Origin of the sequence: Serratia sp. ASV30 (assembly GCF_016428815.1) — a bacterium.
Lineage (GTDB): Bacteria > Pseudomonadota > Gammaproteobacteria > Enterobacterales > Enterobacteriaceae > Chania > Chania fonticola_C.
This window is the reverse complement of record NZ_JAELTL010000012.1, coordinates 34,472-61,404: the sequence shown is the minus strand read 5'-3', so window position 1 is coordinate 61,404 and position 26,933 is coordinate 34,472. Positions and strand designations below refer to the sequence as shown.

The window sequence follows — 26,933 nt, the reverse complement described above, 5'->3', positions numbered from 1 at the left end:
TTGGCCTCTTCTTTATGACTATGTTCAACGCGCTGTAAGCAGTTTGCCCCAGTTACGGCAGAAAACCAAACGCACAACGGTAAAAAAGCGGTGCCTGCCTAGTTTATGCTCTGGGGCTAACAGCACTTTAGTTACAAGACGACGAGTATAACTATTTCTTTACAACCTTTGCTTAACCCCGACTAGCAGGTACAATCTTTTCGGCATATTCCGCAGTTTTTAGTTGTTGCTGATGCAGCAACACCCCTTCCCCATAAATAATTAGAAAGGTGTATACGTGCAGAAGTACTTTATTGAGGCGCGTAGTTTATTGGCCCTCGCAATTCCGGTCATCATCGCGCAAATATCCCAAACCGCAATGGGCGTGGTCGATACCATCATGGCTGGCTCTTATAGCGCCACGGATATGGCCGCCGTTGCCGTCGGGACCTCTATCTGGCTGCCGACCATCCTGTTCGGCCACGGTTTACTGCTGGCCTTGACCCCGGTAATCGCCCAGCTCAACGGCGCGGGCCGCCGCGATCGTATCGCGTATCAGGTGCGCCAGGGCTTTTGGCTGGCATCTGGGGTTTCACTACTGATTATCGCCGTGATTTATAACAGCCAGTTGGTGATCGACATGATGCACAACATCGATCCGCTGCTGGCTGAAAAAGCCGTTGGTTTCCTCCATGCCATTATGTGGGGAGCACCCGGCTATTTGTTCTTCCAGGTCGTCCGTGGCCAATGTGAAGGCCTATCCAAAACCAAGCCCGGCATGGTAATAGGCTTTTTGGGTCTGTTGATCAACATCCCGATCAACTACATATTGATTTTCGGCAAGTTTGGCATGCCGGAAATGGGCGGCGTTGGTTGTGGTGTCGCTACCGCCAGCGTGTATTGGATGATGTTCCTGATGATGCGCTGGTATGCCAAACGTGCGTCCTCGCTGCGGGATATCAAGCTGGAGGAAGGTGCACATCGTGGTCCGGACTGGCAGGCGTTAAAACGCCTGATCGGCATTGGCCTACCAGTTGCCCTGGCCTTGTTCTTTGAAGTGACGCTGTTTGCCGTGGTGGCATTACTGGTTTCACCGCTGGGTATCGTCGCGGTTGCCGGACACCAGATTGCCCTGAACTTCAGTTCACTGATGTTTGTACTGCCGCTATCGCTCGGCGTTGGGGCCACCATTCGCGTGGGACACCGTCTGGGCGAAGGATCGGTAGAGGGCGCTCGGATTGCCGCCTATGCGGCGATTGCCGTCGGCATCGCCATGGCCAGTTGCTCGGCGTTGTTCACCGCCGCGTTCCGCGAGTCTATCGCCCTGCTGTATAACGATAACCCTGCGGTCGTGACCATGGCCTCCCATCTGATGCTGCTGGCGGCGATTTACCAGATATCCGACTCCATCCAGGTTATCGGTAGCGGTATTCTGCGGGGCTATAAAGATACCAGGGCGATCTTCTACATCACCTTTGTGGCCTATTGGGTTCTCGGATTGCCAAGCGGCTACCTGCTGGCGCTGACGGACTACATCGTGCCGGCAATGGGGCCAAGCGGATTCTGGTTCGGCTTTATTATCGGTCTGACCTTTGCCGCCATCATGATGGTATTGCGGATGCGTTGGTTACAGCGCCAGCCTCCGGCGTTGATTTTGCAGCGTTCCACTCGTTAATAGCGTTCGCCGGTTTGTCTCAGGCAAACCGGCGAGTTCCTCGCCAGCCATTGCAGAAAAAACCACCTTACTGCACATAAGCTCAGCAATCGCGTGAAATACCAAATAAAATTGCGTTTTTCCCCTTGCCAGCGGCCAGGTTGCTCGTTAATATTCGTCCCCGCTGTCAGCCATGACAGAGAGGAAAAAGATGCGTCTGTAGCTCAGTTGGTTAGAGCACCACCTTGACATGGTGGGGGTCGATGGTTCGAGTCCATTCAGACGCACCAAATTCCTGAAAGTAGCCCAGTGCGTCCGTAGCTCAGTTGGTTAGAGCACCACCTTGACATGGTGGGGGTCGATGGTTCGAGTCCATTCGGACGCACCACTTCTTGTTTCGCTTCCCAGTATTATCTCTCGCCTAACGGTAACCCAATTTAACAGTAATACCGGACAGAGCGTCGGCCCGTCGCGTATCATCAGCGCAGTATCCTGATGGAGGTAATTTTGATGTCGGTTTTTAAATCACAGCTGCCGTTCGAACAACTCGACAATGGCCTCGCCCGCCGCCAAGGGCTAATGAGCGATGGGAGCACCGCCTGGGAAGTCAAATTTGCCGCAGGCACCTTCGACCAACTGCAAAAACGCCCCTATCCCCAGCAAATCCGCATCCTTTCTGGGATCTTCGAGTTCACCGTCGGCAGCGATGTGCATACTCTGATAGCCCAGGAAACGTTGGCGATCCCTGCCGCTACCGTATTTGGCTGTTTCTGTCTGGATGACGGAGTCCTGCTGGAAATCCAGCAAAACGTTTGAAAATGTGAAGTCCGTCACTTTATTTTTCGAAAACATAATCCGTTACAGTAATGCTATTTGCGCAACAAACCCGCTGGCAGGCGGCTTATTTGCGCCACATTTGCTGACTTTATGTACAAAACTGCCCGCGACTGCGGTTTTTTGTTTTGTTTCCAGCCGCATAGCCTTATAATGCGCAACGTCTTTCAGTTGAATGGTTTCAGCCCTTGATCTGCGAAAACGCAATTACAACAAATTCTCATCCTCGCTTTTTGCGCAGCCTACCCACACCTGGGCATCGGCCGAATTTTTCCACCCCATTTCGACCAAGGTCACCTATCCTTAACTATGTTTTGCATTGCCAGGCACAACCCAAATCCCTTACCGATGGCCTAGCCGCCGGTACCGTTAGTTTTATTATCCATCACAACTTGCAGAAAAAATCGTCATGAAAAAGACCAAAATTGTTTGTACTATCGGCCCGAAAACCGAGTCGGAAGAAATGCTGACCAGCCTGCTGAACGCGGGCATGAACGTAATGCGCCTTAACTTCTCCCACGGCGATTATGAAGAACACGGTAACCGCATCAAGAACATGCGTGCGGTCATTGCCAAAACCGGTATAAACGCCGGTATCCTGCTCGATACCAAAGGCCCGGAAATCCGTACCATGAAGCTGGAAGGCGGCGTTGATGCAGCCCTGGTTGCAGGCCAGACCTTCACCTTCACCACCGACCAGAGCGTTATCGGTAACAAAGAGCGCGTTGCGGTGACCTACCCTGGCTTTGCTGCCGACCTGAAAATTGGCAACACCGTACTGGTGGATGATGGCCTGATCGGTATGGAAGTGACTGCGGTTACCGAAAGCGAAGTGATCTGTAAGGTACTGAACAGCGGCGATCTGGGCGAAAACAAAGGCGTTAACCTGCCAGGTGTTTCCATTCAGCTGCCAGCGCTGGCCGAAAAAGACAAACGTGACCTGATCTTCGGTTGTGAGCAAGGCGTAGACTTCGTTGCGGCTTCCTTTATCCGTAAGCGTTCCGACGTGCTGGAAATCCGTGAGCACCTGAAGGCTCATGGCGGCGAAAACATTCAGATCATCTCCAAGATCGAAAACCAGGAAGGCCTGAACAACTTCGACGAGATCCTCGAAGCATCTGACGGCATCATGGTTGCCCGTGGCGATCTGGGTGTTGAAATCCCGGTAGAAGAAGTGATCTTCGCGCAGAAGATGATGATCGAGAAGTGTAACCGCGCACGCAAAGTGGTTATCACCGCTACCCAGATGCTGGATTCTATGATCAAGAACCCGCGCCCTACCCGTGCAGAAGCTGGTGACGTTGCCAACGCCATCCTGGACGGTACCGATGCGGTGATGCTGTCTGGTGAAAGCGCCAAGGGTAAATACCCGCTGGAAGCCGTCACCATCATGGCAACCATCTGCGAACGTACCGACCGCGTGATGCCTAGCCGTATCGACACCCTGAACGACAACCGTAAACTGCGTATTACTGAAGCGGTGTGCCGCGGTGCGGTAGAAACTGCCGAAAAACTGGACGCACCACTGATCGTGGTGGCTACCAGCGGCGGCAAGTCGGCCAAATCCGTGCGTAAGTACTTCCCTAACGCCGTGATCCTGGCGCTGACGACTAACGAAGTCACTGCTCGTCAGTTGATCCTGAGCAAAGGTATCACCACTCAGATGGTCAAAGAAATCGCTTCTACCGACGACTTCTACCGCATTGGTAAAGAAGTTGCTTTGGCGAGCGGCCTGGCACAGAAAGGCGACGTCGTGGTGATGGTTTCTGGTGCTCTGGTACCAAGCGGCACCACCAATACTGCCTCGGTTCACGTGCTGTAATAATAAACGTGACAACAAATCTGTGACCCAAACGCCGCTAAGCGGCGTTTTTTTTATCTGCAATACCGCACTTTCAGAAAAACGCAACCATTAAAGCGGTTTATTTCGCCAATTTCATTTGAGAGTTGTCCCATAGAATCAGGCTGTTTTCCTTCGATTTTTTAACTATTTTGCAAAACAAGATGCAAGTTTGAGCGAACGATCAAAATAAAGGGCCTTAATACAAAAAATTTATTCTCTTTCGAAAAAAGTTTGTGTAATACTTGTAACGCTACATGGAGATTAACTCAATCTAGAGGGTGTTATAATGAATCGTACTAAACTGGTACTGGGCGCGGTAATCCTGGCTTCTACTATGCTGGCTGGCTGCTCAAGCAACGCTAAAATCGATCAACTGTCTTCTGACGTTCAGACTCTGAACGCTAAAGTTGATCAGCTGAGCAACGACGTGAACGCAATCCGTTCTGACGTTCAAGCAGCTAAAGACGACGCAGCGCGCGCTAACCAGCGTCTGGACAACCAAGCACACGCTTACAAAAAGTAAGTTAGCTTCGGTTATTGAAAACGGTGCACATTGTGCACCGTTTTTTTTTGCCTCTCATTTGCCCCCTTGCAGGCAAAAAAAAGCCCGGCTCAACGCCAGGCTTCAGATTGGTGACACAAGGGGTATACCACGCCCTTACACAATGCAGGAACTCAGTTCACCGAGCTAATCGGTGCACCAGACTCGCCAGAGGGGTCAGCTCCCTCACCAGGAAGCGCTGTAGGCGGCGTAGCGACCTCAGAAGGCTCTTGCCCTACACTGACCAGCACCGGCATACCTGAACGCCGTACGATGGCGCTGTCGAGCATTGCCTTATCGGTTTGTGGATCGGCAGCAAAGGCTTTCTGATTTTTAGAAAGCGTGATAGGCATGGTCTGGGGATCGTCACTGGCCACTCTAGACAATGGCTGATGTACTTCTACATAGCGTTTGCCGTCTGGCTCCACGGAGACCTTCACCGGTTCATTGACGATTTGCACTCTGGTGCCTTGTGGCACCTGGTTGAACAACGCTTCGATATCGTCCGGGCGCAGGCGGATACAGCCCGAGCTCACGCGCATCCCGATACCAAAGTTGGCATTGGTGCCGTGGATCAGGTATTCACCGTGCCCCATGGCCAGACGCATGGCAAACAGCCCCATCGGATTCTCTGGCCCAGCCGGTATTACCGCAGGCAGAGTCACACCCTGTGACTGGTAGCGCTTGCGGATGTTGGCGGTGGGTGTCCAGGTTGGATTCGGGATCTTCTGGCTGACCGAGGTCACCTTCAACGGTGTATTCATACCGGTCTGGCCAATACCGATCGGATAGACAATCACCTTATCTTCCCCTTTCGGGTAATAGTACAAGCGCAGTTCTGCCAGATTGACCACAATTCCTTCACGTGGGGTATCCGGCAGCAGCATCTGTGTCGGGATCGTCAGCGCCGACCCCGGTTTAGGCAGATAGGGATCGGTCCCCGGGTTAGCTTCCAGCATGCCCAACAGCCCAATCTTGTAGTCAGCCGCAATGGCTTCCAGCGAACGGCCATCGTTTGGCACGTTGTAAATCGTATTCTCACCAATCAGACGGCTGCCTGGCGGCGGCAATGGGTATTCGTTCGCACTGGCGACCTGGGTGCCGGTCAGTACGGTGGCGAATAACACGCCCATTAGAGTCAACGCACGTTTCATTCTTATCCCTATTGATTTTACGGTTCATTGCAAGGCTAGCGGTCGCTGGCCAGCAGGTAAATAAGATAAATGCTCGTTCGATATTAGCAAGAACCGAGTCAAAGGCAATAAATTGTAAAAAATCAACATGTTATAACGTAATCAAACACAGGAATTGTCAATGCATCGTCAACGAGTAACTGACTGAAATAGCTATGATTTGCGGAAAACAGGCGGAGCTTGGCAGGAATTGTAAAGGCTCATTGACATAACCTGTCATCAATAAGCCTTGGGTGCCCGGTCAGGCGAGCTGGGCCGCTTTACTGCGAATAGCGCGGATCATCGCTTCCAAACCTTGAGAACGGGAAGGCGTCAGATGTTGGCTCAAGGCCAGTTCGCCGAAGAATGGACGTACATCCAGATCGAGAATTTGCTGCGGCGTAAGCTGGTGATAAACAATAAACACCACCGCCAGCAACCCCTTGACGATGGCGGCATCGCTATCACCATGAAACTCAACACGCCCTTGCGCATTGTTGCTCATCACGATCCAGACCTGGCTTTGACAGCCAGAAATCAGGTTGGCCGCCTGCCGCTCGCGTTCATCCAGCGCTGGCAACTGGCTTCCCAGCTCGATTACGTACAGGTACTTCTCTTCCCAGTTCAGGCAGCGGGAAAAATTACGCACCAATTTATCTTTGTCCGGCAAATGCGCCATGGGGCTCCCTTTAATGATTAGCCTAACAAGCTGTGGATGCGCTGCAAACCGGCGACCAGCCGATCCACTTCCTGGCGGGTATTGTACAACGCCAGCGAGGCACGGCACATACTTGGCACCCGGTAGAATTCCATCAGCGGCATGGCGCAGTGGTGTCCGGTTCGGATCGCAATGCCGTATTGATCCAGGAAACTGCCCACATCGTAGGCATGGTGTTCACCCAGGTTAAAGGCAATCACGCCGGCACGCTGTGCGGGGCCATAGATCTTCAGCGTTGGCACCTGCTGCAATCCATCCAATGCGTAGCGCATTAAAGATTGCTCGTACTCGTGGATGTTTTCCAGCCCCAGAGCCTCGACATAGTCGATGGCCGCTCCCAGCCCCATCATACCTGCCGTATTAGGTGAACCGGCCTCAAAACGCCAGGGAGGCGCTGCAAAGGTAGTGCCTTGCGTCAGGCTTACCCGTTGGATCATCGCGCCGCCACCTTCCCACGGTGGCATCTGTTCCAGCAACGCTTGCTTACCATACAGAATGCCGATACCGCTAGGCCCATACAGCTTGTGGCCGGAGAACACATAGAAATCACAGTCAAGCGCCTGGACATCGATACGTTGATGCATCACCGCCTGAGCGCCATCCACCAGCACCTTCAGCCCAGCCGCTTTGGCCACGGGAACGATCTTATGCAGTGGGTTGACGGTTCCGAGCACGTTCGATACCTGGGTGATCGCCAACAGCTTGGTGGAGGCATCGATCAGGCCCGGCAGTTGCGCCAGATCCAAGGTGCCGTCTGGCTGCAATGGCCAAACACGCAGCGTGATGCCACGCTCTTGCGCCAACATTTGCCACGGCACAATGTTGGCGTGGTGCTCCATCTCGGTGATGATGATGCTATCGCCCGCCGTCAGCAAATGGCGGCCAAAGCTGTTAGCTACCAGATTAATGCCTTCGGTAGTACCTTTGACGAACACGATTTCTTCTGCAGAATCCGCGTTGATAAAGCGCGCCACTTGCTCACGCACGCCCTCCATCTGCTGGGTAGCTTCGGCGCTCAACGTATGAATGCCGCGGTGAACCGCGGCATAACCGTGACGGTAGAAATCCAGTTCGCGGTCAATCACGCTCTGCGGTTTCTGCGCGCTCGCAGCACTGTCCAGATAAGCCAACGGTTGCCCATTTACCTCCCGAGCCAGCAGGGGAAAATCACTACGTATCCGTTCCAGGGGATAACTCATGCCGCCTCCTGGGGTAAACGATCGGCGATACGAGCCAGCACCAACTCCCGTATGACCGGGTCGGCAATGCCCTCCGTCAGTTCAGCGGCAAAGGCAAAGATGATCATCTGCTGCGCCGCGTGCTTATCAATACCGCGCGATTGCAGATAGAACAGTTGCTCTTCATCGATCCGGCCCACGGTGGCACCGTGGCTACATTTGACATCATCGGCGTAGATTTCCAACTGCGGTTTGGTATCTACCTCCGCCACCTTGCCCAACAACAGGTTGTGGTTGTTCATTTGTCCGTCGGTTTTGATCGCGTGTTGCGCGACCTTGATCATGCCGTTAAACACCGCTTTGGCTCGATCGCTGACCACCGTTTTGTGCAGTTGGCGGCTTTCGCAGTAGCCTTTGTTGTGTTCCAGATAGGTACGGGTATCGCATACCTCTTTACCTACGGGCAGCACCAGACTATTGATGACCAGATTGCTCCCCTCACCGTTTAACTGCGCACTGGTGTGGTGGCGTGTCAGCCCCGCCCCGAGCAGGAAGCTGTCGCTTTTAACCCGCGCATCGCGGCCAACCAGCAGGTCGTTATGGGCAAAGTGATAACTGGCCTGGCTCTCAAACGCCAGTTTGCAATGATGCAGCTCGGCATTATCACCCACTGTCACGGTCAGGCGCGCACCGGTAAAGTGGGCCGCAGCGCTAACGCTGGTGTAGTGTTCGATGACCGAAGCTTGTGCGCCACTAGCAATCTCCAGATGATGCCGGTGATGCAACGTATTCACTTCTCCGGGCTGCTCGCGACCGGTGCTGATATGCAACAGATAAAGGGGCTTAACCGGATCTGTGCCAGCCGCCAGGCTAATCACGCTGGTTTCCTGTGCCAGGCTTTCTGTCAAATGCAGGAAAATTTCAGGCTGGATCGGATCCGGCAGCGTGAGTGGCGCATCATAGGCCACCCTGGTCAAGCGGTAGTCGCCAAGATCCTCATCGCTCAGTTGTGAACATAAGCGCCCATCGACAAACACCAGGCGATACGCATCGATCTTCAACGCCAACTTGTCACGCTGCTCCGCACTGAGCACGTTGTCTACAGGCTCCAGAAACTGCTGCTCCAGCAAGCCTTCCAACGGAGTATATTTCCAGTTTTCCTGCTTGCGAGTCGGCCAGCCTTGGCGCAAAGCCTGCTGCCAATGCGCTAACGCATGCGCAGAACGCTCGCCGCCGCGAGCTTCGAACAGGCTGTACATCTGCTGTAGTGCCTGTGAACTACTGTTGGTCGGAAAGCCAGCCATAGCCCTGCTCCTCCAACTGTTTCACCAATGAGAAATCACCGGATTTCACTATGCGCCCCTGGGAAAGCACGTGAACGTAATCCGGTTTGATGTAATCGAGAATACGCTGATAGTGGGTGACAATAATAAAGGCGCGCTTGCCGTCACGCAGCGAATTGACGCCGTTGGCGACGATCTTCAGGGCATCGATATCCAACCCGGAGTCCGTTTCATCCAGAATGCACAGCTCCGGCTCCAGCGCGGCCATTTGCAGGATGTCGTTGCGCTTCTTCTCGCCGCCGGAAAAACCGACGTTGACCGAACGGGTCAACAGATCCGCTGGCATATTCAGCAACTCGATCTTCTGTTCGATAAAGTCGGCGAAGTCGAAGCGATCCAGCGCCTCTTGGCCGCGGTAATTACGCACCGCATTCACCGAGGTCTGCAGGAAGAAATGGTTGCTGACGCCGGGGATCTCTACCGGATACTGGAATGCCAGGAACACGCCCTCACCGGCCCGATCCTCAGGAGCCAGCTCCAGCAGATCTTTACCTTTAAACGTCACTTCCCCAGCGGTGACCTCATACTCTTCCCGGCCAGCCAACGTGGCCGAAAGCGTGCTTTTGCCAGAGCCGTTGGGCCCCATAATGGCGTGCACTTCGCCGGGTTTGATATCCAGGCTCAGCCCCTTGAGGATCTCATTACCTTCGGCGCTGACGTGCAAATTCTTGATACTTAACATGCTGTGTCCTCTGATCGCGCTGCTGCGCTATAAATACGGGTGCTTAACCGACGCTGTGTTCCAGGCTGATAGCCAGTAACTTCTGTGCCTCCACGGCAAACTCCAGCGGCAGCTCGGAGAACACGTCCTTACAGAAACCATTGACGATCATTGAGATAGCGTTATCTTCGCTGATGCCTCGTTGCAGGCAGTAGAACAGTTGGTCGTCACCAATCTTCGAGGTGGTAGCCTCATGCTCAAGCTGGGCGCTGTTATTGCGCGTTTCCACATAAGGGAAGGTATGCGCCCCGCTGTTGGGCCCGATCAGCATCGAATCGCACTGGGTAAAGTTACGGGCGTTTTCCGCCCCAGGCAGGATTTTCACCAGCCCACGATAGGTATTTTGGCTGTGCCCGGCGGAGATCCCTTTGGCAATAATGGTCGACCTGGTGTTTTTACCAATGTGGATCATCTTGGTGCCGGTATCCGCCTGTTGGTAGCCGCTGGTCAGCGCCACCGAGAAAAACTCACCGATCGAGTTGTCGCCCTGCAAGATCACGCTTGGGTATTTCCAGGTGATGGCCGAGCCGGTTTCCGACTGTGTCCACGACATTTTGGACCCTGAGCCTTCACACAGCGCACGCTTGGTGACGAAGTTAAGAATGCCGCCCTTGCTTTCTCCGCCGCCGGAGAACCAGTTTTGCACCGTGGAATACTTCACTTCGGCGTCTTTATGCAGGATCACTTCTACCACCGCCGCGTGCAGTTGATAGCTGTCGCGTACCGGTGCTGAGCAGCCTTCGATATAGCTGACGTAGCTGCCTTCATCGGCAATCAGAATGGTGCGTTCAAACTGGCCGGTTTTCGCAGCGTTAATACGGAAATAGGTGGAAAGCTCCATTGGGCAGCGTACGCCCTTCGGCACGTAGACGAAGGTGCCGTCGGAAGCCACCGCAGCGTTTAGTGCGGCAAAGAAGTTGTCGTTATGCGGCACCACTCGGCCCAGATACTTACGTACCAAGTCTGGATGGTCGTGAATGGCCTCACCGAACGAGCAGAAGATCACCCCACTCTCCGCCAGCTTTTCACGGTAAGTGGTCGCGACGGAAACCGAGTCGAAAATGGCGTCTACTGCCACTTCGCTACCTTCACGCACCGGGACACCCAACTGATTAAACGCCAGTTCAACCTCGCTGGTCAGGTAGCCGTTTTCCGTACTGGCGCCAGGCTGCTGCTCAGCCCCAGGCTGAGAACCGCAGGAGTCATCACAGCTGCCGCAGGACGGCGCTGAATAGTAGCTGTAATCCTGATAGTTCAGCTTGTCATAGTGGGCTTTAAGCCAGTGTGGCTCTTCCATTTGCAGCCAGGCACGGTAAGCCTCCAGGCGGAATTCCAGCATCCACTCGGGTTCGTTACGCTTGGCCGAGATGGCGCGTACCACCTCTTCGTTGATACCTTTGGCCAACTCATCGGTGGCCAGTTGGGTAAAGAATCCTTCCTTGTAGCGACCTTCGCTGACCCAAGCCGGTACATCTTTCGCTGCTTCTACGTTGCTTCGTGTCATGTTGATTGCATCGCTTAAACGCCAAAGCTCTCACCGCACCCGCAGGCGTTCTGAGCTTTAGGGTTATTAAATTTGAACATCTGATTCAGCCCTTCCCGAACAAAATCTACCGTGGTGCCATCGATAAACGGCATCGCTTTGAGCGGCACGAACAGCTTGGCCCCGTCACGTTCGAACAACAGATCGTCGCTGGCCGGTTCGCGGGTCAAATCCAGTACATAGGCAAAGCCCGCACAACCCGATTGTTTGACGCCGAGTTGCAGCCCTTTCACCTGAGCATCCTGCTGCATGAGTCTGATTATCTGCTTCACCGCGCTGTCGCTCAGCGAAATGCCTTGCCAGACGTTGTCTGCCAAGGAAAAAGTACCAACATCTTCCGTATGCATATGGCCTACCTCACATTCGTGTTTTACTACAGCCGATCTGGCTTACCGTCCATGTTAGTGATAATGATTATCACTTCAACCGTTTGTTTTGCGGGGGTATTTACCAAACGCCCGGATTTACGCTCGGCAACACGATAAATCGATGGCGCATCCAGGCAGAATAGACATGGGGATAATTTTTATCCCTCTGAATTCATAGCAATTAATCATATCTTGTACGGCTTATCCCGCAGCCCCGATAAGGTTATAACACCGGATAAGTCGTCTGTTTTAAACATTCATAGAAAATACCTATTTCTGCATTTTGTCTGTCTGAAAAATGCCTTTCCCTGCTTTAAGTCTAGTCGCTCGCGTATTTTTAGCCCGTGGCGGTCAAAAGACCCACAACAGAAAAAAAACTGCGGGGAGCATTGATCATCGCCACAGCTGCAAATATGATAATGATTATCATTAAGCTTTAATTGGGCGTGGACCTATGGCTATCTCGATGAATGCGTGGCTGCTGAGCAAAATTGATGAATACAAGTTCAACATCCGTGATGCCACGGTGGATTTCTATATGGCGGAAGCGGCGCTACAGCGGCCGGAATGCAACATCAATCATCTGAAGCGTTACAACGGCGTCAGCCTTGGCATGGCGAATTTATGCCTGGAAAATGGCGATGACGAGAGTTACCTGCATGCGCTGAGCAAACTGCATAACCGGCTGATCGTCGAGATCAACAACCCACAGCGTTGTCAGCTGTTCCGCGTACAGTGCTATCATTTTGCCCGGCATACGCTAACGCTGATTTGCCAGAAATATTCGATGGAAGGCGGCTGGGACAAGGCTACCGCTTTTCAGAAGGATTTTGTGAAACGGGTCCCCTTCCAGTTATAAAGCTGGCCCCTCTCCCACAGGGCAAGGGGACCGATCGAGTGCAACTGAAATTCGCTGACGCACTTTGGATGAGGGGGCGTTCGCGTTTGCTGAGATGACCTCCTTACTTCCAAAAAAGCAGAGGCCAACAGCTCCCTCTCCCTGTGAGAGAGGGTTGGGGTGAGGGGGCCTCTATTCCAATACCGCCGTGGTCAGCCGTGAGGTACAGCACAGGCGATCGCGATCGTCGAAGATCTCGATCTGCCAGACCTGATTGCGGCGGCCAGCATGCAACGCGCGACAAACCCCGCGCACCTGCCCTTTAAATACCGCACGCAGGTGGTTGGCGTTAATCTCCAACCCCACCACCTTTTGCTCCCCTTCGGTGCACAGATAACCGGCCATGGACCCCATAGACTCGGCCAGCACCACCGAAGCCCCTCCATGTAACAGGCCAAACGGCTGGGTCGTACGGTGATCGACGGGCATCACTGCTTCTAAATAGTCATCTTCCAAACGGGTGAACTGAATACCCACATGGGCCACCATGCATCCTTCGCCGCTTTGGTTGAGTTGTTCCAGCGTTGTTTCACGTTTCCACAGCTTCACGCAATCATCTCCAGAAGTGCCTGTAATGGATGCCGCACGCCATTGCCTTCAATGCGTTTTACCTGGCTGCGGCAAGAATAACCGGTCGCCAGACAGCGTTGCCTTGGCAAACGTTGTAGCGCCTGATGCCATGATAGCTCATAAATACCCAGGGAATTTTGCAGATTCTTGGCTTCGTGACCGTAAGTGCCCGCCATGCCACAGCAACCGACGCTGACGTTTTCCAACTTGGCGCCAAAACGGGCAAAGATGGCAGCCCACTGCTGGGTACTGGCCGGTAATGCGGTGGTTTCGGTGCAGTGACCAAACAGATACCACGCTTCCCCGGTGGCAGGCTGTTCCGCACGTTCTGCCAACAACTTTTGCAGCCATTCATGGACCAGTTGCACCTGGAAACTCCCCCGTTCGGCCCCGAGAATTTCTTGATACTCGTCGCGATAACACAGCACCAGCGCCGGATCGACACCCACCATCGGCATCCCCAGTTTGGCTACCCGGTTAAGGAAGTCCGCGGTCTTGCGCGCCGTTTTGGCAAAGCGCGTCAGGAAGCCTTTGATATGCTGTGCCTTACCGTTCGGTGAGAAAGGCAACAGCACCGGCTTGTAGCCCAGCTTTTCCACCAGCCGTACAAAGTCTGCCACGACCTGGGCATCGTAATAGCTGGTAAACGGATCCTGTACCACCAGCACATGCTGTTCGCGCTGGCTTTCGCTCAATGCTTCCAACTGTTCAAGCGTCATGCTGAACGCGCTATGGCCCGACAGCTGTTGGCGTAACGTTGGGCTGGATAGCAGCGGTAAATCCACCATACCGATGCTGCTGCGGCTCAGTTCGCGCACCCATGGCTGCTTGAAGAAGAAGTTGAACACCTTCGGCGCTTTGGCCATCAACGGGGTATAGCTCTCGACACCAGCGACCACATAGTCACGCATTGGGCGCAGATAACGGGTGTGATAAAGCTGCAGGAAGCGCGAACGGAAGCCCGGCACGTCGATCTTGATCGGGCACTGGGTCGAACAGGCTTTACAGGCCAGGCAGCCAGACATCGCTTCTTTGACTTCATGAGAGAAGTCATACTCGCCCTTGCCTGCATGCCAGCTATTACGGGTTTTCTCAACCAGAGTGCGGAAGCTGAGGCGCTGCTGCGGCAACTGCTTTTCCAGCGCGACGGGATCCACGCCCTGCTCTGCCAATAACCGTAACCATTCCCGCACCAGTGCCGCACGGCCTTTCGGCGAATGGATCCGATTCGCGGTGATCTTCATCGATGGGCACATCGGGCTGTGGACATCAAAGTTGAAACACAGTCCGTTGCCGTTACACTCCATCGCTCCACGGAACGAGGTGCGGACATCGATGGGAATGCGGCGATCAAACGTACCGCGTTTCACCGCATCGACTTTCATCATCACGGCATCAACACCCAGCGGCGGGCAGATTTTACCCGGGTTGAGTCGATTGAGCGGGTCAAACGCGGCCTTGATGCGGCGCAGTTCCTCGTAAAGTTCTTCGCCGAAGAACGCTGGGCTATACTCCGCCCGGAAGCCCTTTCCGTGTTCCCCCCACAGCAGGCCACCGTACTTCGCGGTTAATGCCACCACCTGGTCAGAGATCTGCTTCATCAGCACTTCTTGCTGGGGATCGCACATATCTAATGCCGGGCGCACGTGCAGTACCCCAGCATCAACGTGGCCGAACATACCGTAGCTCAGATTATGGCTATCCAACAGTTGGCGGAACTCGGTGATGTAGTCGGCCAGGTGCTGCGGCGGCACGCAGGTATCTTCGGCAAACGGAATGGGTTTGGCTTGCCCTTTGGCGTTACCCAGCAACCCAACCGCCTTTTTGCGCATATTGTAGATGCGCTCAATGCCGCTCAAATCGCCGCAAATCTGATAACCGATCACGCCAGCCTGTTGTTCGGAGATCAAGTCATCCAGACGCTCGCACAACGCTTCCATCTGGCCGTCGATCAGTTCCTTATCGTCACCGGCAAACTCAACGATGTTCAACCCGAGCATCTCTTTATCCGGCACGTTGGTGATCAGTTCGCTGACCGAGTGCCAGACGATATCTTCGCGGGCCAGATTCAGCACCTTGGAATCGATGGTTTCCACCGACAGCGCCTTGGCTTCCACCATAAAGGGGGCATTGCGCAAGGCTGAATCGAAAGAGTCATATTTGACGTTTACCAGCCGCCGCACCTTCGGCAACGGCGTGATATCCAGCCGCGCTTCGGTGATAAAGGCCAAGGTCCCTTCGGCACCGGTAAGAATGCGGGTCAGATCGAAAGTTTGCAGATCGTCGCTCAGCACGTGGCGCAGATCGTAGCCAGTGAGGAAACGGTTAAGCTTGGGGAATTTTTCCAGGATCAACGCCCGTTGCTCGCGGCATCGGTTCAGCACGGTGTGGTAGATCCGCCCCTCTGGCGTATCTTCCTGAGCAATCGTTTCCGCCAGCGGCGTCGGCATGACGCGGGTGTCGATCATTTCGCCCCCCAGCAATACCGCCCGCAGCCCCAACACGTGGTCTGAGGTTTTGCCGTACACCAGCGAACCTTGGCCAGACGCGTCGGTATTGATCATACCGCCAAGAGTAGCGCGGTTGCTGGTAGAAAGCTCCGGCGCAAAGAAATAACCGAATGGCCTTAAATACTGGTTGAGCTGGTCTTTAATCACCCCCGCTTCTACCCGTACCCAGCCCTGCTCGACGTTGATGTCCAGAATGCGGTTCATGTAGCGCGACATATCAACCACAATGCCGGTATTAAGTGCCTGCCCATTGGTGCCTGTGCCGCCACCGCGCGGGCTGAAGGTCAGCGCCTTGAAGCGTTCTTCGTCGGCCAACCGGGCGATCAGCGCCACGTCGGCGGTTGAGCGAGGAAACACCACCGCATCAGGCAACAGCTGGTAAATGCTGTTATCCGTCGCCATCGTCAGCCGATCGGCATAGCTAGTGGCGGTATCGCCGTTGAATCCGCTCTGTTTTAACGCGGCCAAAAAGTCCAGCACCCGTTGAACGAGGCCGGATGCCTGAGAAATTTGTGGGATCATTCGCTTGTTTGACTCTGTCTGCTCTTAATTGCTTAATCGGGCCCGGAACTGACCCTCCCCTGTCTTTTATTATCACGATAACCGCAAGGGGCGTTACTCGCCCCTGCATCATCGCTATCTACCTCATAATGGCGGGTGTTTTGCCGCTTGTACATCCTGAATTTGGCATTATTTGGCGGGAAAAATGATAGCGCAGCCGATGGCTACGCTTTAGGAAGAGGAAACTCTGGCGGTTATTCCACCGCGCTTAGTTTAATACTGGCTCCCCAGGAATGATCATGGATGAACGCTCATCCTGCCAGCCCGCAAGGCGCATCTGTTCTTCGATCCACTGACGCGCATGAATGATATCCAACATGGGTTGCGGCGACTTTTCTGTCCACATTTCGATCAGAAAGGTACCACGATAGTTGAGCCGCTGCAGGGTTGTGAACAGCCCGACAAAGTCCACGCATCCGTCACCAAAAGGCACATCGCGGAACTGCCCCGGCGCATCCGCAGTGACCGGATAAGTATCCTTCAGGTGAATTGCCGCGATCTGATCGATGCCGCAACTCAGCTCACTGTCCACATCATTGCCCCAGGCGGTCAGGTTGCCGATATCCGGGTAAACGGTAAACCAAGGTGAGTTGATCTTGTCTGCCAGCACTTTCCACTTGCTGATGGCGTTGATAAAAGGCGTATCCATTATCTCTACCGCACACATCACCTGCGCCCCGGCAGCCAGTGCCACTGCCCAGGCCAGCGAGGCTTCAAAATGCGCTATCGTTTCGCTGTCTTGCGGTTCGTAATAAACATCGTAACCCGCCAGTTGAATGGTGCGAATGCCCAAGTCCTGCGCCAGTTTTATCGCCTTGACCATGATAGCCCTGGCCCGCTCGCGGGTGGCGCTATCGCGGCTGCCAAACGGGAAACGCCGGTGCGCCGAGAGACACAGCGTCGGGATGCGAATACCGGTCTGCTGCATGGCCTGAACGATCGCCATCCGTTCGTCCTCGCTCCAGTCCAGGCGAGCCAGGCGTTCATCACTCTCATCAATCGACATTTCGACAAAATCAAAACCACAGGCTTTGGCCAGCACCAGCTTCTCAAGCCAACTGGTTTGCTTTGGCAACGCTTTCTCATAAATCCCTAATGGATGATTACGCATTATTTCTCCTCACTGCTGGCCAGCGAATGCTGCTTGGCCCGATTACGATCCATGGCACGTAGAGCCTGCCATTTGTCCAGAAAGATGTTGAACGTCAGCGCGCAGCCCACCCCAGAGCCACGTGCAGGCCCTTCGTTAAGAAAGGGAGGATTAATATTATCTTCACTTAAATATTTAAACTTACGCGGATGTGAGTGTTATTTTCCTGCGGCGTACAATAGTTATTTATTCGCGACCGTCATTTTCTTAAAAACAGCTTACTTATGAGCTTCAATAATTTCCAACCTCGGATTATCCCCGCGGTATTTAGATGAAACGAGTTTATTGGTGATCAGAATATCCACTTCATCCAACATGCATATTTTACAAAAGGAATATTGTTCAAACTTGCTGGAACCGGCCAGCAAAATCTTTTTCGCCGACACCTGCAACATGACCTGTTTTAATCTGGCATTGATTTCATTGCCATCGCGAATACCGTGTTCCTGATTTAACCCTTGGCACGAGAAGAAAAAGGTATTGATCTGAAAATTTCTCAGCGCGCTTTCGGCCACTGGGCCATGAAAGTCATCATGCCTTCTTGAGTATTCACCACCGATGCCTATCACACGGATCTTATCGCGACAGGCCAAGGCCTGAATGATTTTGACCGAGTTGGTGACTACCGTAATCTCAATATCCGGGATCTGCCGTGCCAAAAACCAGCAGGTACTGCTGTTATCCAGCAGAATGCAGTCGCCCGGATGGATAAACTGCAGGGCAGATTTGGCTATTTTCATCTTGATATCAGGGTGTTCTTCCGTTCTTTTGCGAAAGCTCTCAGCCTGATCGACACTGTTTGACACCGCAGTGCGCTCCCAAGAGTCAATCACTGGTACTTCATGTACATCCAGCGCCACGGCTCCGCCGAAGCTGCGGATTAGCTTCTTGTTCTTCGCTAATACCCGCAAATCGCGGCGGATCGTCTCAGGCGATACCTGACAGACCACGGATAACTCAGTTACCAAAGCAGAACCCTGTTGGTGTACGTGCGTACAAATGAGCTTATAACGTTCAGCTTGTAACATGTTATCCCTCTAAAAATACCGAGATTGGCTTAACGCTATAATGATATTTTTTAGCTGGCATGAAAGTGACTCAATTCAAGAAACTCTTTCCCTGACTTTTCCACTCATTATTATGTGATTTTATTAACAATAAATTGCAACAAAACAGAACACAAGACACTTTAATTGTGACCAAAGTCACATAAAAAAGAGCATTAGACATTATAGAAAGCCATTACCAAAAACAAACGGTCACAGTCAGGCACAAAATCAATGCCCGAATGTGACCGATTTCGCCCAAATATAACCATTTACTTTCCCCGTCAATGCTGTGCGCTTTATTCCTATTGGCAAGCGCAGTATTTTAACCTGAGAAAAATAATATTATTCGCCAGGTACTCAAGCTTTATTGACGCTAGCGTCTTTACCCGAGTGCGCAGAGAAAAAAATTGGTGATACTCCCCACCGCCCAACAGATATCTCACGAGGTAACTCATGTTACAGGAATTAAAACGGCAGGTTTTTGAGGCAAATTTATTATTGCCCAAACATCAATTAGTGACATTTACCTGGGGAAATGTCAGCGGTATCGATCGCCAAAGCGGGTTAATGGTGATTAAGCCCTCAGGGGTGGAATACAGCACTATGCAGATAGAAGATATGGTGGTGGTTGAACTGGCGAGCGGCAAAATCGTCGAGGGAAATAAAAAGCCCTCTTCGGATACGGCAACTCATCTTGCTCTGTATCAGGCCTTCCCCGACATTGGTGGCATCGTCCACACCCATTCCCGCCATGCCACCATCTGGGCGCAGGCGGGAAAGTCGCTTTCGGCATTAGGCACCACCCACGCCGACTACTTCTATGGCACCATACCCTGCACCCGTCTGATGCAGGATGAGGAGATTGCTGGCGAATACGAGCATGAAACCGGTAAGGTCATTATCGAGACCTTTCAACAGCTCGGCATCAACCCTAATGAGATCCCGGCAGTTCTGGTCAACAGCCATGGCCCCTTTAGCTGGGGAACAAATGCGGCCAGCGCAGTGCATAATGCAGTCGTTCTGGAGGAAATCGCCTATATGAATCTGTTTACCCAGCAACTCAGCCCACAGGTCCCCACAATGCAAGCCACGCTGTTAGACAAACATTTCTTACGTAAGCACGGAGCCAAAGCCTATTACGGCCAATAAACTACTGTCAACCCGCGCCCTGATTATAGCGATAAGCGACCAGCCAGATCCCTGGGTGGTCTGCCCTCCTAGCCGCAAATCTGTTCCCCCACATAACTTATTAATCCCACTAATCAATGAAAGTCTGTACCCCAGACCAAAATTCGCAGGAAAATGTGCGCTTAGCTGTGAAAGTTGCCAAAAATGCTCCATGATAAAAGGGTACCAAGGAATTAACTCACTAGGATGAAAACGCATTCATGACACAACCGCAACGCCGCTACGATTTACCGACGATAATTTTTGGCGTGCTGTTTATCGCCATTTTGATCGTTGCCAGCTTTTGGGTCGTTCAACCGTTTATTTTGGGCTTTGCCTGGGCATCCATGGTGGTGATCGCCACCTGGCCAGTGTTGATTAAGCTACAGCATTTGCTATGGGGCCGGCGGTCTCTGGCCGTGTTGGTGATGACCATCCTGCTGCTCTTGCTGTTCGTACTACCTATTGCCCTGCTGGTTAGTAGCGTGGTGGATAACAGTGCGCCAGTCGTGGCTTGGGTCAACGCACCGGGCCAAATCCACGCGCCACAATTGGAATGGCTACGCTCTACCCCGCTAATTGGGCAAAAACTTTATAGCAGCTATCACCTGCTGGTGAACACCGGTGGCAACGCCTTGATAGCCAAAATACAGCCTTACTTCGGCCAAACCGCTACCTGGTTTGTTGCTCAGGCGGCGCATATTGGCCGTTTCCTGATGCACTGTACGCTGATGTTACTGTTCAGCGCCTTGCTGTATGCCCGCGGTGAGCAGGTCGGTATGGCGATCCGCCATTTTGCCGTGCGCCTTGCTTCCAACAGGGGCGATGCGGCCGTGTTACTGGCCGGGCAAGCGATCCGTGCGGTAGCGTTGGGCGTGGTGGTTACGGCGTTGGTGCAATCCATATTGGGTGGCATTGGCTTGGCCGTTGCGGGCATTCCTGCCGCCACCCTGCTTAGCGTACTGATGTTCGTTTTCTGCGTGGCCCAACTGGGACCATTGCTGGTGCTGATCCCGGCTATTATCTGGTTGTATTGGACCGGTGACACCACCTGGGGCACAGTGCTATTGGTGTGGAGCTGTGTGGTAGGGACGTTGGATAACTTCCTGCGCCCGGCGCTAATCCGCATGGGTGCCGACCTGCCGTTGATTCTGATCTTGTCAGGCGTTATCGGTGGCCTGCTGGCCTTCGGGATGATTGGCCTGTTTATCGGCCCAGTCGTGCTGGCGGTCTCTTATCGGTTGCTTAGCGCCTGGGTAAACGAAGCCCCGGAACCCACTACCGATCTGGAAGAAGTCGCCAAAGATTTAGAACAGCTGTGATCCTGCATCGCCTGCCCATCCACTGGGCAGGAGATGACTCCGATATTCCCTTTCCACTCCGCATCCTCTCCGATAATTTCTCTACTGACTTACCTGCTTGCCATTCAAATGCCTGTTATTGCATTGGACCCATATAATCCCGCCTGTTTTATTGGGACGATTCTTAATGACGCGCGCCAGATAACTACCTAGTATGAAACTCTATCTTGCTGAAAATCATTGTTTTACAAACATTGTTTTCCAGTCAAGTCAGCTAACAAGGTAACCCCGAATCACTGAATTGCTGTGTGTAGTCTTTGCCCGTCTTTTGATGGGCTTTTTTTTATGCAAAATAACCCGCTCATATAAAAAAACCGCCAGGATTAACCGGCGGTTTTATGTTTTCAATAGACGTTGTTATTCAGGTTTACTTTCTTTGTGACAAATTAACCCAGGTCTGCACCACGGTATCCGGGTTAAGCGACAGGCTATCAATCCCCTGATCCATCAGCCACTCGGCAAAGTCTGCATGGTCTGACGGGCCTTGCCCACAGATGCCGACATATTTGCCGTGACGCTTGGCCGCCTGGATCGCCATGGAAAGCAGCGCCTTGACCGCCTCGTTGCGTTCGTCAAACAGTTCTGAAACCACACCGGAATCGCGATCCAGCCCCAGCGTGAGCTGCGTCATATCGTTGGAGCCGATAGAGAAGCCATCAAAGTGCTCAAGGAACTGATCGGCCAGCAAGGCGTTGGACGGGATCTCACACATCATGATCACTTTCAGCCCGTTTTCGCCGCGCTTGAGGCCCTGACGCCCCAACTCTGCCACCACGGCCTCCGCCTGAGCCACGGTACGCACAAACGGCACCATCACCTCAACGTTGGTCAAGCCCATTTCATTACGTACCCGCTTCATCGCGGCACATTCCATGGAGAAGCAGTCGCGGAAGCTGTCCGCCACGTAACGACCCGCGCCACGGAATCCTAACATCGGGTTTTCTTCGTGCGGCTCATATTTCTCGCCGCCGACCAGGTTGGCGTATTCGTTAGATTTGAAATCGGAAAGACGCACGATGACGCGCTTCGGCCAGAATGCCGCACCCAGCGTAGCGATCCCTTCGGTCAAACGACCGACATAGAACTCGACCGGATCGTCATAGCCTAACATCAGCGTCTTGATTTCTGCCTGCAGCTCTGGGGTCTGCTGATCGAACTCCAACAGGGCACGCGGGTGTACGCCGATCATGCGGTTGATAATAAACTCCAACCGGGCCAGCCCCACACCTTCATTTGGCAAGCGAGCGAAGTCGAACGCGCGGTCTGGGTTACCGACGTTCATCATGATCTTCAACGGGAGCTCTGGCAGTTCAGTGACTTCCGAGCTTTGCACGCTGAATTCCAGCATGTCGCTGTAGACAAAGCCGGTGTCGCCTTCGGCGCAGGAGACGGTGACTTTCTGCCCTTCTTTCAGCAGATCCGTCGCGTGGCCACAACCTACAACGGCAGGGATCCCCAGTTCACGGGCAATGATCGCCGCATGGCAGGTACGCCCGCCACGGTTGGTTACGATCGCAGCCGCCTTCTTCATGATCGGTTCCCAATCCGGGTCGGTCATATCGGTGACCAACACGTCACCCGGTTCAATGCGATCCATTTCGCTGATATTGTGGATGACCTTCACCGGGCCAGCCCCAATGCGATGACCTATGGCTCGGCCTTCCACCAGCACGGTGCTGTTACCGTTCAGTTGGTAGCGTTCCATCACCTGCTCATTGGAACGCACGGTTTCTGGCCGCGCCTGGACTATCAGCAGCTTGCCAGTATGACCGTCTTTGGCCCACTCGATATCCATCGGGCGGCCATAGTGTTTTTCGATCAACAACGCCTGATGCGCCAGTGCCTGGACTTCATCATCGGTCAAAGAGAAACGATTGCGTTGCTCTTCTGGCACATCTTCGATACGTACCTGCTTGCCGTGATCCTGTGAAGGCGCGTACACCATGCGGATTTTTTTCGAGCCAAGGTTGCGGCGCACAATGGCCGGATTGCCCTTCAGCAGCGTCGGTTTATGGACATAAAACTCATCCGGGTTGACCGCCCCTTGCACCACCATTTCCCCCAGGCCGAACGCCGAGGTAATAAACACCACCTGATCAAAGCCGGACTCGGTATCAATGGTAAACATGACCCCAGAGGAAGCCAGGTCGGAGCGCACCATGCGCTGTACACCGGCGGAAAGCGCCACGCCACGGTGATCGTAACCCTGATGCACACGATAAGAGATGGCCCGGTCGTTAAACAGGGAGGCGAAGACGTGTTTGATCGCCACCATCACCGCATCAATGCCCTGCACGTTGAGGAAGGTTTCCTGCTGGCCGGCAAACGAGGCGTCTGGCATATCTTCAGCCGTGGCGGAAGAACGCACGGCGAAGGAGGCTTCGCTTTCACCCTCGGACAGTTGCTGGTACGCCAGCGTAATTTCACGCTCAAATTCCGCGTGGAAAGGCGTATCGATCACCCATTGGCGAATTTGCGCACCGGCCTTGGACAGTTGAGCAATATCGTCAACGTCAGTCTGATCCAGCAGCTGATAAATGCGCTGGTTAACCCCACTTTGCTCAAGAAAATCGTTAAATGCCTGGGCGGTGGTGGCAAAACCGTTGGGTACGGCCACGCCCAAATCGGAGAGATTGGTGATCATTTCACCGAGGGAGGCATTTTTGCCGCCAACACGGTCAACGTCGTGCATGCCAAGCTGGTTGTACCAAAGCACATTACGCAAGTCTGGGCCATTGTTAGACATCGAGACAATCCTTATTGCTATCAGTAGGGTATTGACGGATTTTTGACTCGTACCGCAAAACACGGCACCCACCCACACTAGCACAATGATCCATAGACAATGGACAGGTGAATCGATCAAGCCAATGAAGAAAATAGCAATTAACAGAATTCCAGCAGGCACAATTTTATTAGGGATCGTTCCCTAACTGGCTAAAAGCTTACAATTCAACAAATTATGTATTATTTAAACTTTTTCTTAAATACCCGTACTTTTAGTGATTTTTTTGACGAAAATAGCGCCAACTTGCGTCGAGGTAGGTAGTTAAAATAGTATTCACTATTTTATAAAAAATGAAATTATGTTTTACTAAAAAAATCAAATTTCCGCAAATTATTCCCAGCGTCACAAAATTTCTATCCCCCTCTTTACCATATATGGATATGCAGACCATGATGTTGCTATCAGTCGTTTCAGGCATTAAGGAGTTATGGGTGGAAAGAAGCGTTTTTTATATCTCGGATGGCACGGCCATTACCGCCGAAGTATTGGGGCATGCGGTGCTGTCACAGTTTCCCGTCAAGGCCACCACTTTCACTCTACCTTTTGTGGAAACCGAAGCGCGTGCGCGGGGCGTATGCCAACAGATCAATGATATTTACCAGCAGACCGGGGTGCGTCCACTGGTGTTCTATTCGATTATCTCGCCGGAAGTGCGCCAGGTGATCACCCAAAGTGAAGGGTTCTGCCAGGATATCGTGCAAGCCCTGGTCGGCCCGCTACAGGGTGAATTAGCGGTGGATCCAACGCCGGTGCCTAATCGCACCCACGGGCTCACCGAAAACAACCTGGGTAAGTATGACGCCCGGATCGCGGCCATTGAATACACCCTGGCCCATGATGATGGGATATCGCTGCGCAATCTCGATCAGGCGCAGGTGATCCTGCTCGGCGTATCCCGCTGTGGTAAAACCCCCACCAGCCTGTATCTGGCGATGCAATTTGGTATCCGCGCGGCCAACTATCCGTTTACCGCCGATGATATGGATAATTTGCAGCTACCCGCCGCGTTAAAACCGTTTCAACATAAGTTATTTGGGTTGACCATTAACCCTGAGCGGTTAACGGCGATCCGCGAAGAACGCCGCGAAAACAGCCGTTACTCTTCCCCGCGCCAATGCAGGATGGAAGTTGCCGAAGTAGAAGCGTTGTTTCGCAAGAATCAGATCCGCTATCTCAATACCACCAACTATTCGGTGGAGGAGATCTCCACCAAGATCCTCGATATCCTCGGTATGAGCCGGCGGATGTTCTGATAGTAGGGGCTGGCGGATAGTCGTCTATGCCCCTCTTTTGTGCTTTTTTACCGGTTTTAATCAGCAGATCACAATCTCTACGGTTGAATTCAGCGGTTTTTGCGTTATTGTGATCGCCATCACTTCCCGGTATTCCTGCCGTCGCGAAGAACAAGTTTTAGAGACAATCATGCACAAAACAGATGAACTGCGGACCGCGCGCATCGACAGCTTGGTCACGCCTCAGGCGTTGGCAGAGAAGTTGCCGATCTCAGCATCGGTAGCCGATAACGTGACAGCGTCACGTAAACGTATCGAAAAAATCCTAACTGGCGAAGATAAACGCCTGTTGGTAGTGATTGGCCCCTGCTCCATTCACGATCTGGATGCGGCGATGGACTATGCCACCCGCCTTAACGTATTGCGCGAGCGCTATCAGGACCGCCTGGAAATCGTGATGCGTACCTATTTTGAAAAACCGCGCACCGTGGTGGGCTGGAAAGGCTTGATTTCCGATCCCGACCTGGACGGCAGCTATCAGGTCAACCGTGGCATTGAGATGGCGCGCAAGCTGCTATTGTCAGTGAATCAGCTTGGCCTGCCAACGGCGACCGAGTTCCTGGATATGGTGATCGGCCAGTATATTGCCGACCTGATCAGCTGGGGCGCAATTGGCGCTCGCACCACCGAAAGCCAGATCCACCGTGAAATGGCCTCGGCGCTCTCTTGCCCGGTTGGTTTCAAAAACGGTACCGACGGCAATACCCGCATCGCCATTGATGCCATCCGTGCTGCACGCGCCGGTCATATGTTCCTGTCGCCAGACAAAACCGGCCAGATGACCATTTACCAGACCAGCGGCAACCCTTATGGCCATATCATCATGCGCGGCGGCAAGACGCCAAACTATCACGCGACCGATGTGGTAGCCGCGTGTGATAGCTTGCGCGAGTTTGATTTACCTGAACAGCTGGTGATCGACTTCAGCCACGGTAATTGTCAGAAATTGCATCGCCGCCAGTTGGAAGTGGCGGAAAACGTCTGCCAACAGATCCGTGCAGGCTCCGTGGCCGTCGCTGGCGTGATGGCCGAAAGCTTCCTGGTGGAAGGCACGCAGAAGATCGTGGCTGGCCAATCACTAACCTACGGCCAATCCATTACCGACCCTTGCCTGAGCTGGTCGGACAGCGAGCAGTTGCTGGCTATGCTGGCCGACGCGGTAGATACCCGTTTCTGATTATTTTAGCCAGCATGCTTTTGGCCTGCTGGCTCTCATTTATTCGTTCACGCAGTATCACTTTCGTGATGGGATTGAAAACTCAATAATTCATCCACCCAATCATAAAAACCAAAAAAGGCATGAAAGAAAGATTTACGTACAACATACCTATGTTATCTATTTCTTTTAGGCATTTCTTTCCTTTAACCCACCGTATTACACAAGCCAATAGCATGAGAATAATGCAAAAATTTGCAGTGAAAATCTTATAGCCACTAAATACCCCTGCAAAAAAAAGCATCAAAGAGGCAAGTGTCATTGTATTTTTCTTAACGTCTGGAAATATTCTCGAACCCACAAAAAAGTGACAACAGACTGATAATATTAGAAATCCCATATTTAACACACTCATATCATCTCCCTATACAATAACTAGCTCATACTTTCCCTATTTACATCGACACCACGAAAAATAATATTCACATTCAAAAATCCAAGCGTCAATGCTTGTAAAATAAAAGTTGAACACCTATT

General features: G+C 52.8%; 21 protein-coding genes and 2 tRNA genes. 11 read left to right on the top strand and 12 right to left on the bottom strand.

What is annotated here, in order from left to right:
• Positions 1-277: 277 nt before the first annotated feature.
• From JHD74_RS07675 to JHD74_RS07650, 6 genes are all read left to right on the top strand, one after another.
• Positions 278-1,654, top strand: a complete 1,377-nt coding sequence (locus tag JHD74_RS07675; RefSeq protein ID WP_024486164.1) for an MATE family efflux transporter — start codon at positions 278-280, stop codon at positions 1,652-1,654.
• 192 nt (positions 1,655-1,846) lie between these two features.
• Positions 1,847-1,923 (top strand) — tRNA-Val (locus JHD74_RS07670).
• A 21-nt stretch (positions 1,924-1,944) separates the two neighbouring features.
• Positions 1,945-2,021: transfer RNA gene (locus JHD74_RS07665), tRNA-Val, on the top strand.
• A gap of 122 nt (positions 2,022-2,143) precedes the next feature.
• Positions 2,144-2,449 (top strand): hypothetical protein, encoded by a 306-nt coding sequence (locus JHD74_RS07660; RefSeq protein WP_024529893.1) that lies wholly within the window; start codon positions 2,144-2,146, stop codon positions 2,447-2,449.
• Positions 2,450-2,876: 427 nt separating this feature from the next.
• Complete coding sequence (gene pykF / locus JHD74_RS07655) at positions 2,877-4,289, top strand: pyruvate kinase PykF (RefSeq protein ID WP_024529892.1); 1,413 nt, start codon at positions 2,877-2,879, stop codon at positions 4,287-4,289.
• 307 nt (positions 4,290-4,596) lie between these two features.
• Entirely contained in the window at positions 4,597-4,833 is a 237-nt protein-coding gene (locus JHD74_RS07650; protein ID WP_005165631.1) for a major outer membrane lipoprotein, read from the top strand.
• Between the two features lie 152 nt (positions 4,834-4,985).
• On the opposite strand, the gene JHD74_RS07645 is transcribed toward JHD74_RS07650, so the two are convergent.
• The 7 genes from JHD74_RS07645 to sufA all read right to left on the bottom strand — a co-directional run bounded on the left by JHD74_RS07645 (position 4,986) and on the right by sufA (position 11,873).
• On the bottom strand, positions 4,986-6,005 hold the full coding sequence (locus tag JHD74_RS07645) for a L,D-transpeptidase family protein (RefSeq protein ID WP_024529891.1): 1,020 nt from the start codon (positions 6,003-6,005) through the stop codon (positions 4,986-4,988).
• A gap of 280 nt (positions 6,006-6,285) precedes the next feature.
• Entirely contained in the window at positions 6,286-6,702 is a 417-nt protein-coding gene (gene sufE / locus JHD74_RS07640; protein WP_199062312.1) for a cysteine desulfuration protein SufE, read from the bottom strand.
• A 17-nt stretch (positions 6,703-6,719) separates the two neighbouring features.
• The gene (sufS, locus tag JHD74_RS07635) at positions 6,720-7,940 is read right to left on the bottom strand and encodes a cysteine desulfurase SufS (protein ID WP_199062310.1); all 1,221 of its coding nucleotides are present in this window, start codon (positions 7,938-7,940) and stop codon (positions 6,720-6,722) included.
• Positions 7,937-9,223 carry a Fe-S cluster assembly protein SufD gene (gene sufD, locus JHD74_RS07630; RefSeq protein WP_199062308.1) on the bottom strand — a complete coding sequence of 429 codons (1,287 nt, stop codon included), beginning with the start codon at positions 9,221-9,223 and terminating at the stop codon, positions 7,937-7,939. Before sufD ends, sufS begins: the two co-directional genes overlap by 4 nt.
• Positions 9,198-9,944, bottom strand: coding sequence for a Fe-S cluster assembly ATPase SufC (gene sufC, locus JHD74_RS07625; RefSeq protein WP_021804565.1), 747 nt, complete (start codon positions 9,942-9,944; stop codon positions 9,198-9,200). Before sufC ends, sufD begins: the two co-directional genes overlap by 26 nt.
• Before the next feature lie 43 nt (positions 9,945-9,987).
• Positions 9,988-11,487 (bottom strand): Fe-S cluster assembly protein SufB, encoded by a 1,500-nt coding sequence (gene sufB / locus JHD74_RS07620; RefSeq protein WP_024529887.1) that lies wholly within the window; start codon positions 11,485-11,487, stop codon positions 9,988-9,990.
• A gap of 14 nt (positions 11,488-11,501) precedes the next feature.
• Entirely contained in the window at positions 11,502-11,873 is a 372-nt protein-coding gene (gene sufA, locus JHD74_RS07615) for a Fe-S cluster assembly scaffold SufA (protein ID WP_021178114.1), read from the bottom strand.
• A gap of 475 nt (positions 11,874-12,348) precedes the next feature.
• Here sufA and JHD74_RS07610 point away from each other — a divergent pair, with 475 nt between their 5' ends.
• Positions 12,349-12,753 (top strand): hypothetical protein, encoded by a 405-nt coding sequence (locus JHD74_RS07610; protein WP_024486172.1) that lies wholly within the window; start codon positions 12,349-12,351, stop codon positions 12,751-12,753.
• A gap of 171 nt (positions 12,754-12,924) precedes the next feature.
• Here JHD74_RS07610 and menI read toward each other — a convergent pair whose 3' ends face one another.
• The 4 genes from menI to JHD74_RS07590 all read right to left on the bottom strand — a co-directional run bounded on the left by menI (position 12,925) and on the right by JHD74_RS07590 (position 18,611).
• Positions 12,925-13,341: a 1,4-dihydroxy-2-naphthoyl-CoA hydrolase gene (menI, locus tag JHD74_RS07605; RefSeq protein WP_021178115.1), complete on the bottom strand. Its 417-nt coding sequence runs from the start codon at positions 13,339-13,341 to the stop codon at positions 12,925-12,927.
• Entirely contained in the window at positions 13,338-16,394 is a 3,057-nt protein-coding gene (locus JHD74_RS07600) for an FAD-binding and (Fe-S)-binding domain-containing protein (RefSeq protein WP_024531325.1), read from the bottom strand. The genes menI and JHD74_RS07600 overlap by 4 nt, the downstream gene beginning before the upstream one ends.
• Before the next feature lie 247 nt (positions 16,395-16,641).
• Complete coding sequence (locus JHD74_RS07595; protein WP_074031386.1) at positions 16,642-17,544, bottom strand: L-ribulose-5-phosphate 3-epimerase; 903 nt, start codon at positions 17,542-17,544, stop codon at positions 16,642-16,644.
• 257 nt (positions 17,545-17,801) lie between these two features.
• The gene (locus tag JHD74_RS07590; RefSeq protein ID WP_199062306.1) at positions 17,802-18,611 is read right to left on the bottom strand and encodes a DeoR/GlpR family DNA-binding transcription regulator; all 810 of its coding nucleotides are present in this window, start codon (positions 18,609-18,611) and stop codon (positions 17,802-17,804) included.
• 474 nt (positions 18,612-19,085) lie between these two features.
• Between JHD74_RS07590 and araD the strand changes: the two genes are divergently transcribed.
• Both araD and ydiK read left to right on the top strand, forming a co-directional pair.
• Positions 19,086-19,781, top strand: coding sequence for an L-ribulose-5-phosphate 4-epimerase (gene araD / locus JHD74_RS07585; RefSeq protein WP_199062304.1), 696 nt, complete (start codon positions 19,086-19,088; stop codon positions 19,779-19,781).
• A gap of 239 nt (positions 19,782-20,020) precedes the next feature.
• Entirely contained in the window at positions 20,021-21,121 is a 1,101-nt protein-coding gene (ydiK, locus tag JHD74_RS07580) for an AI-2E family transporter YdiK (protein WP_199062302.1), read from the top strand.
• Positions 21,122-21,527: 406 nt separating this feature from the next.
• Here the strand turns inward: ydiK and ppsA are convergent, their stop codons facing one another.
• Positions 21,528-23,906 (bottom strand): phosphoenolpyruvate synthase, encoded by a 2,379-nt coding sequence (gene ppsA / locus JHD74_RS07575; protein WP_199062300.1) that lies wholly within the window; start codon positions 23,904-23,906, stop codon positions 21,528-21,530.
• A gap of 473 nt (positions 23,907-24,379) precedes the next feature.
• Between ppsA and JHD74_RS07570 the strand changes: the two genes are divergently transcribed.
• Together JHD74_RS07570 and JHD74_RS07565 are read left to right on the top strand one after the other, a co-directional pair.
• Complete coding sequence (locus tag JHD74_RS07570; protein ID WP_021804571.1) at positions 24,380-25,201, top strand: pyruvate, water dikinase regulatory protein; 822 nt, start codon at positions 24,380-24,382, stop codon at positions 25,199-25,201.
• A gap of 169 nt (positions 25,202-25,370) precedes the next feature.
• The gene (locus JHD74_RS07565; protein WP_021178121.1) at positions 25,371-26,417 is read left to right on the top strand and encodes a 3-deoxy-7-phosphoheptulonate synthase; all 1,047 of its coding nucleotides are present in this window, start codon (positions 25,371-25,373) and stop codon (positions 26,415-26,417) included.
• Positions 26,418-26,933 lie beyond the last annotated feature (516 nt).

Coding starts and splice junctions, on each gene's coding strand:
- JHD74_RS07660 (WP_024529893.1), top strand. CDS start 2,144: ATGTCGGTTTTTAAATCACAGCTGCCGTTCGAACAACTCGACAATGGC.
- pykF (WP_024529892.1), top strand. CDS start 2,877: ATGAAAAAGACCAAAATTGTTTGTACTATCGGCCCGAAAACCGAGTCG.
- JHD74_RS07650 (WP_005165631.1), top strand. CDS start 4,597: ATGAATCGTACTAAACTGGTACTGGGCGCGGTAATCCTGGCTTCTACT.
- JHD74_RS07645 (WP_024529891.1), bottom strand. CDS start 6,005: ATGAAACGTGCGTTGACTCTAATGGGCGTGTTATTCGCCACCGTACTG.
- sufE (WP_199062312.1), bottom strand. CDS start 6,702: ATGGCGCATTTGCCGGACAAAGATAAATTGGTGCGTAATTTTTCCCGC.
- sufS (WP_199062310.1), bottom strand. CDS start 7,940: ATGAGTTATCCCCTGGAACGGATACGTAGTGATTTTCCCCTGCTGGCT.
- sufD (WP_199062308.1), bottom strand. CDS start 9,223: ATGGCTGGCTTTCCGACCAACAGTAGTTCACAGGCACTACAGCAGATG.
- sufC (WP_021804565.1), bottom strand. CDS start 9,944: ATGTTAAGTATCAAGAATTTGCACGTCAGCGCCGAAGGTAATGAGATC.
- sufB (WP_024529887.1), bottom strand. CDS start 11,487: ATGACACGAAGCAACGTAGAAGCAGCGAAAGATGTACCGGCTTGGGTC.
- sufA (WP_021178114.1), bottom strand. CDS start 11,873: ATGCATACGGAAGATGTTGGTACTTTTTCCTTGGCAGACAACGTCTGG.
- JHD74_RS07610 (WP_024486172.1), top strand. CDS start 12,349: ATGGCTATCTCGATGAATGCGTGGCTGCTGAGCAAAATTGATGAATAC.
- JHD74_RS07600 (WP_024531325.1), bottom strand. CDS start 16,394: ATGATCCCACAAATTTCTCAGGCATCCGGCCTCGTTCAACGGGTGCTG.
- JHD74_RS07595 (WP_074031386.1), bottom strand. CDS start 17,544: ATGCGTAATCATCCATTAGGGATTTATGAGAAAGCGTTGCCAAAGCAA.
- JHD74_RS07590 (WP_199062306.1), bottom strand. CDS start 18,611: ATGTTACAAGCTGAACGTTATAAGCTCATTTGTACGCACGTACACCAA.
- araD (WP_199062304.1), top strand. CDS start 19,086: ATGTTACAGGAATTAAAACGGCAGGTTTTTGAGGCAAATTTATTATTG.
- ydiK (WP_199062302.1), top strand. CDS start 20,021: ATGACACAACCGCAACGCCGCTACGATTTACCGACGATAATTTTTGGC.
- ppsA (WP_199062300.1), bottom strand. CDS start 23,906: ATGTCTAACAATGGCCCAGACTTGCGTAATGTGCTTTGGTACAACCAG.
- JHD74_RS07565 (WP_021178121.1), top strand. CDS start 25,371: ATGCACAAAACAGATGAACTGCGGACCGCGCGCATCGACAGCTTGGTC.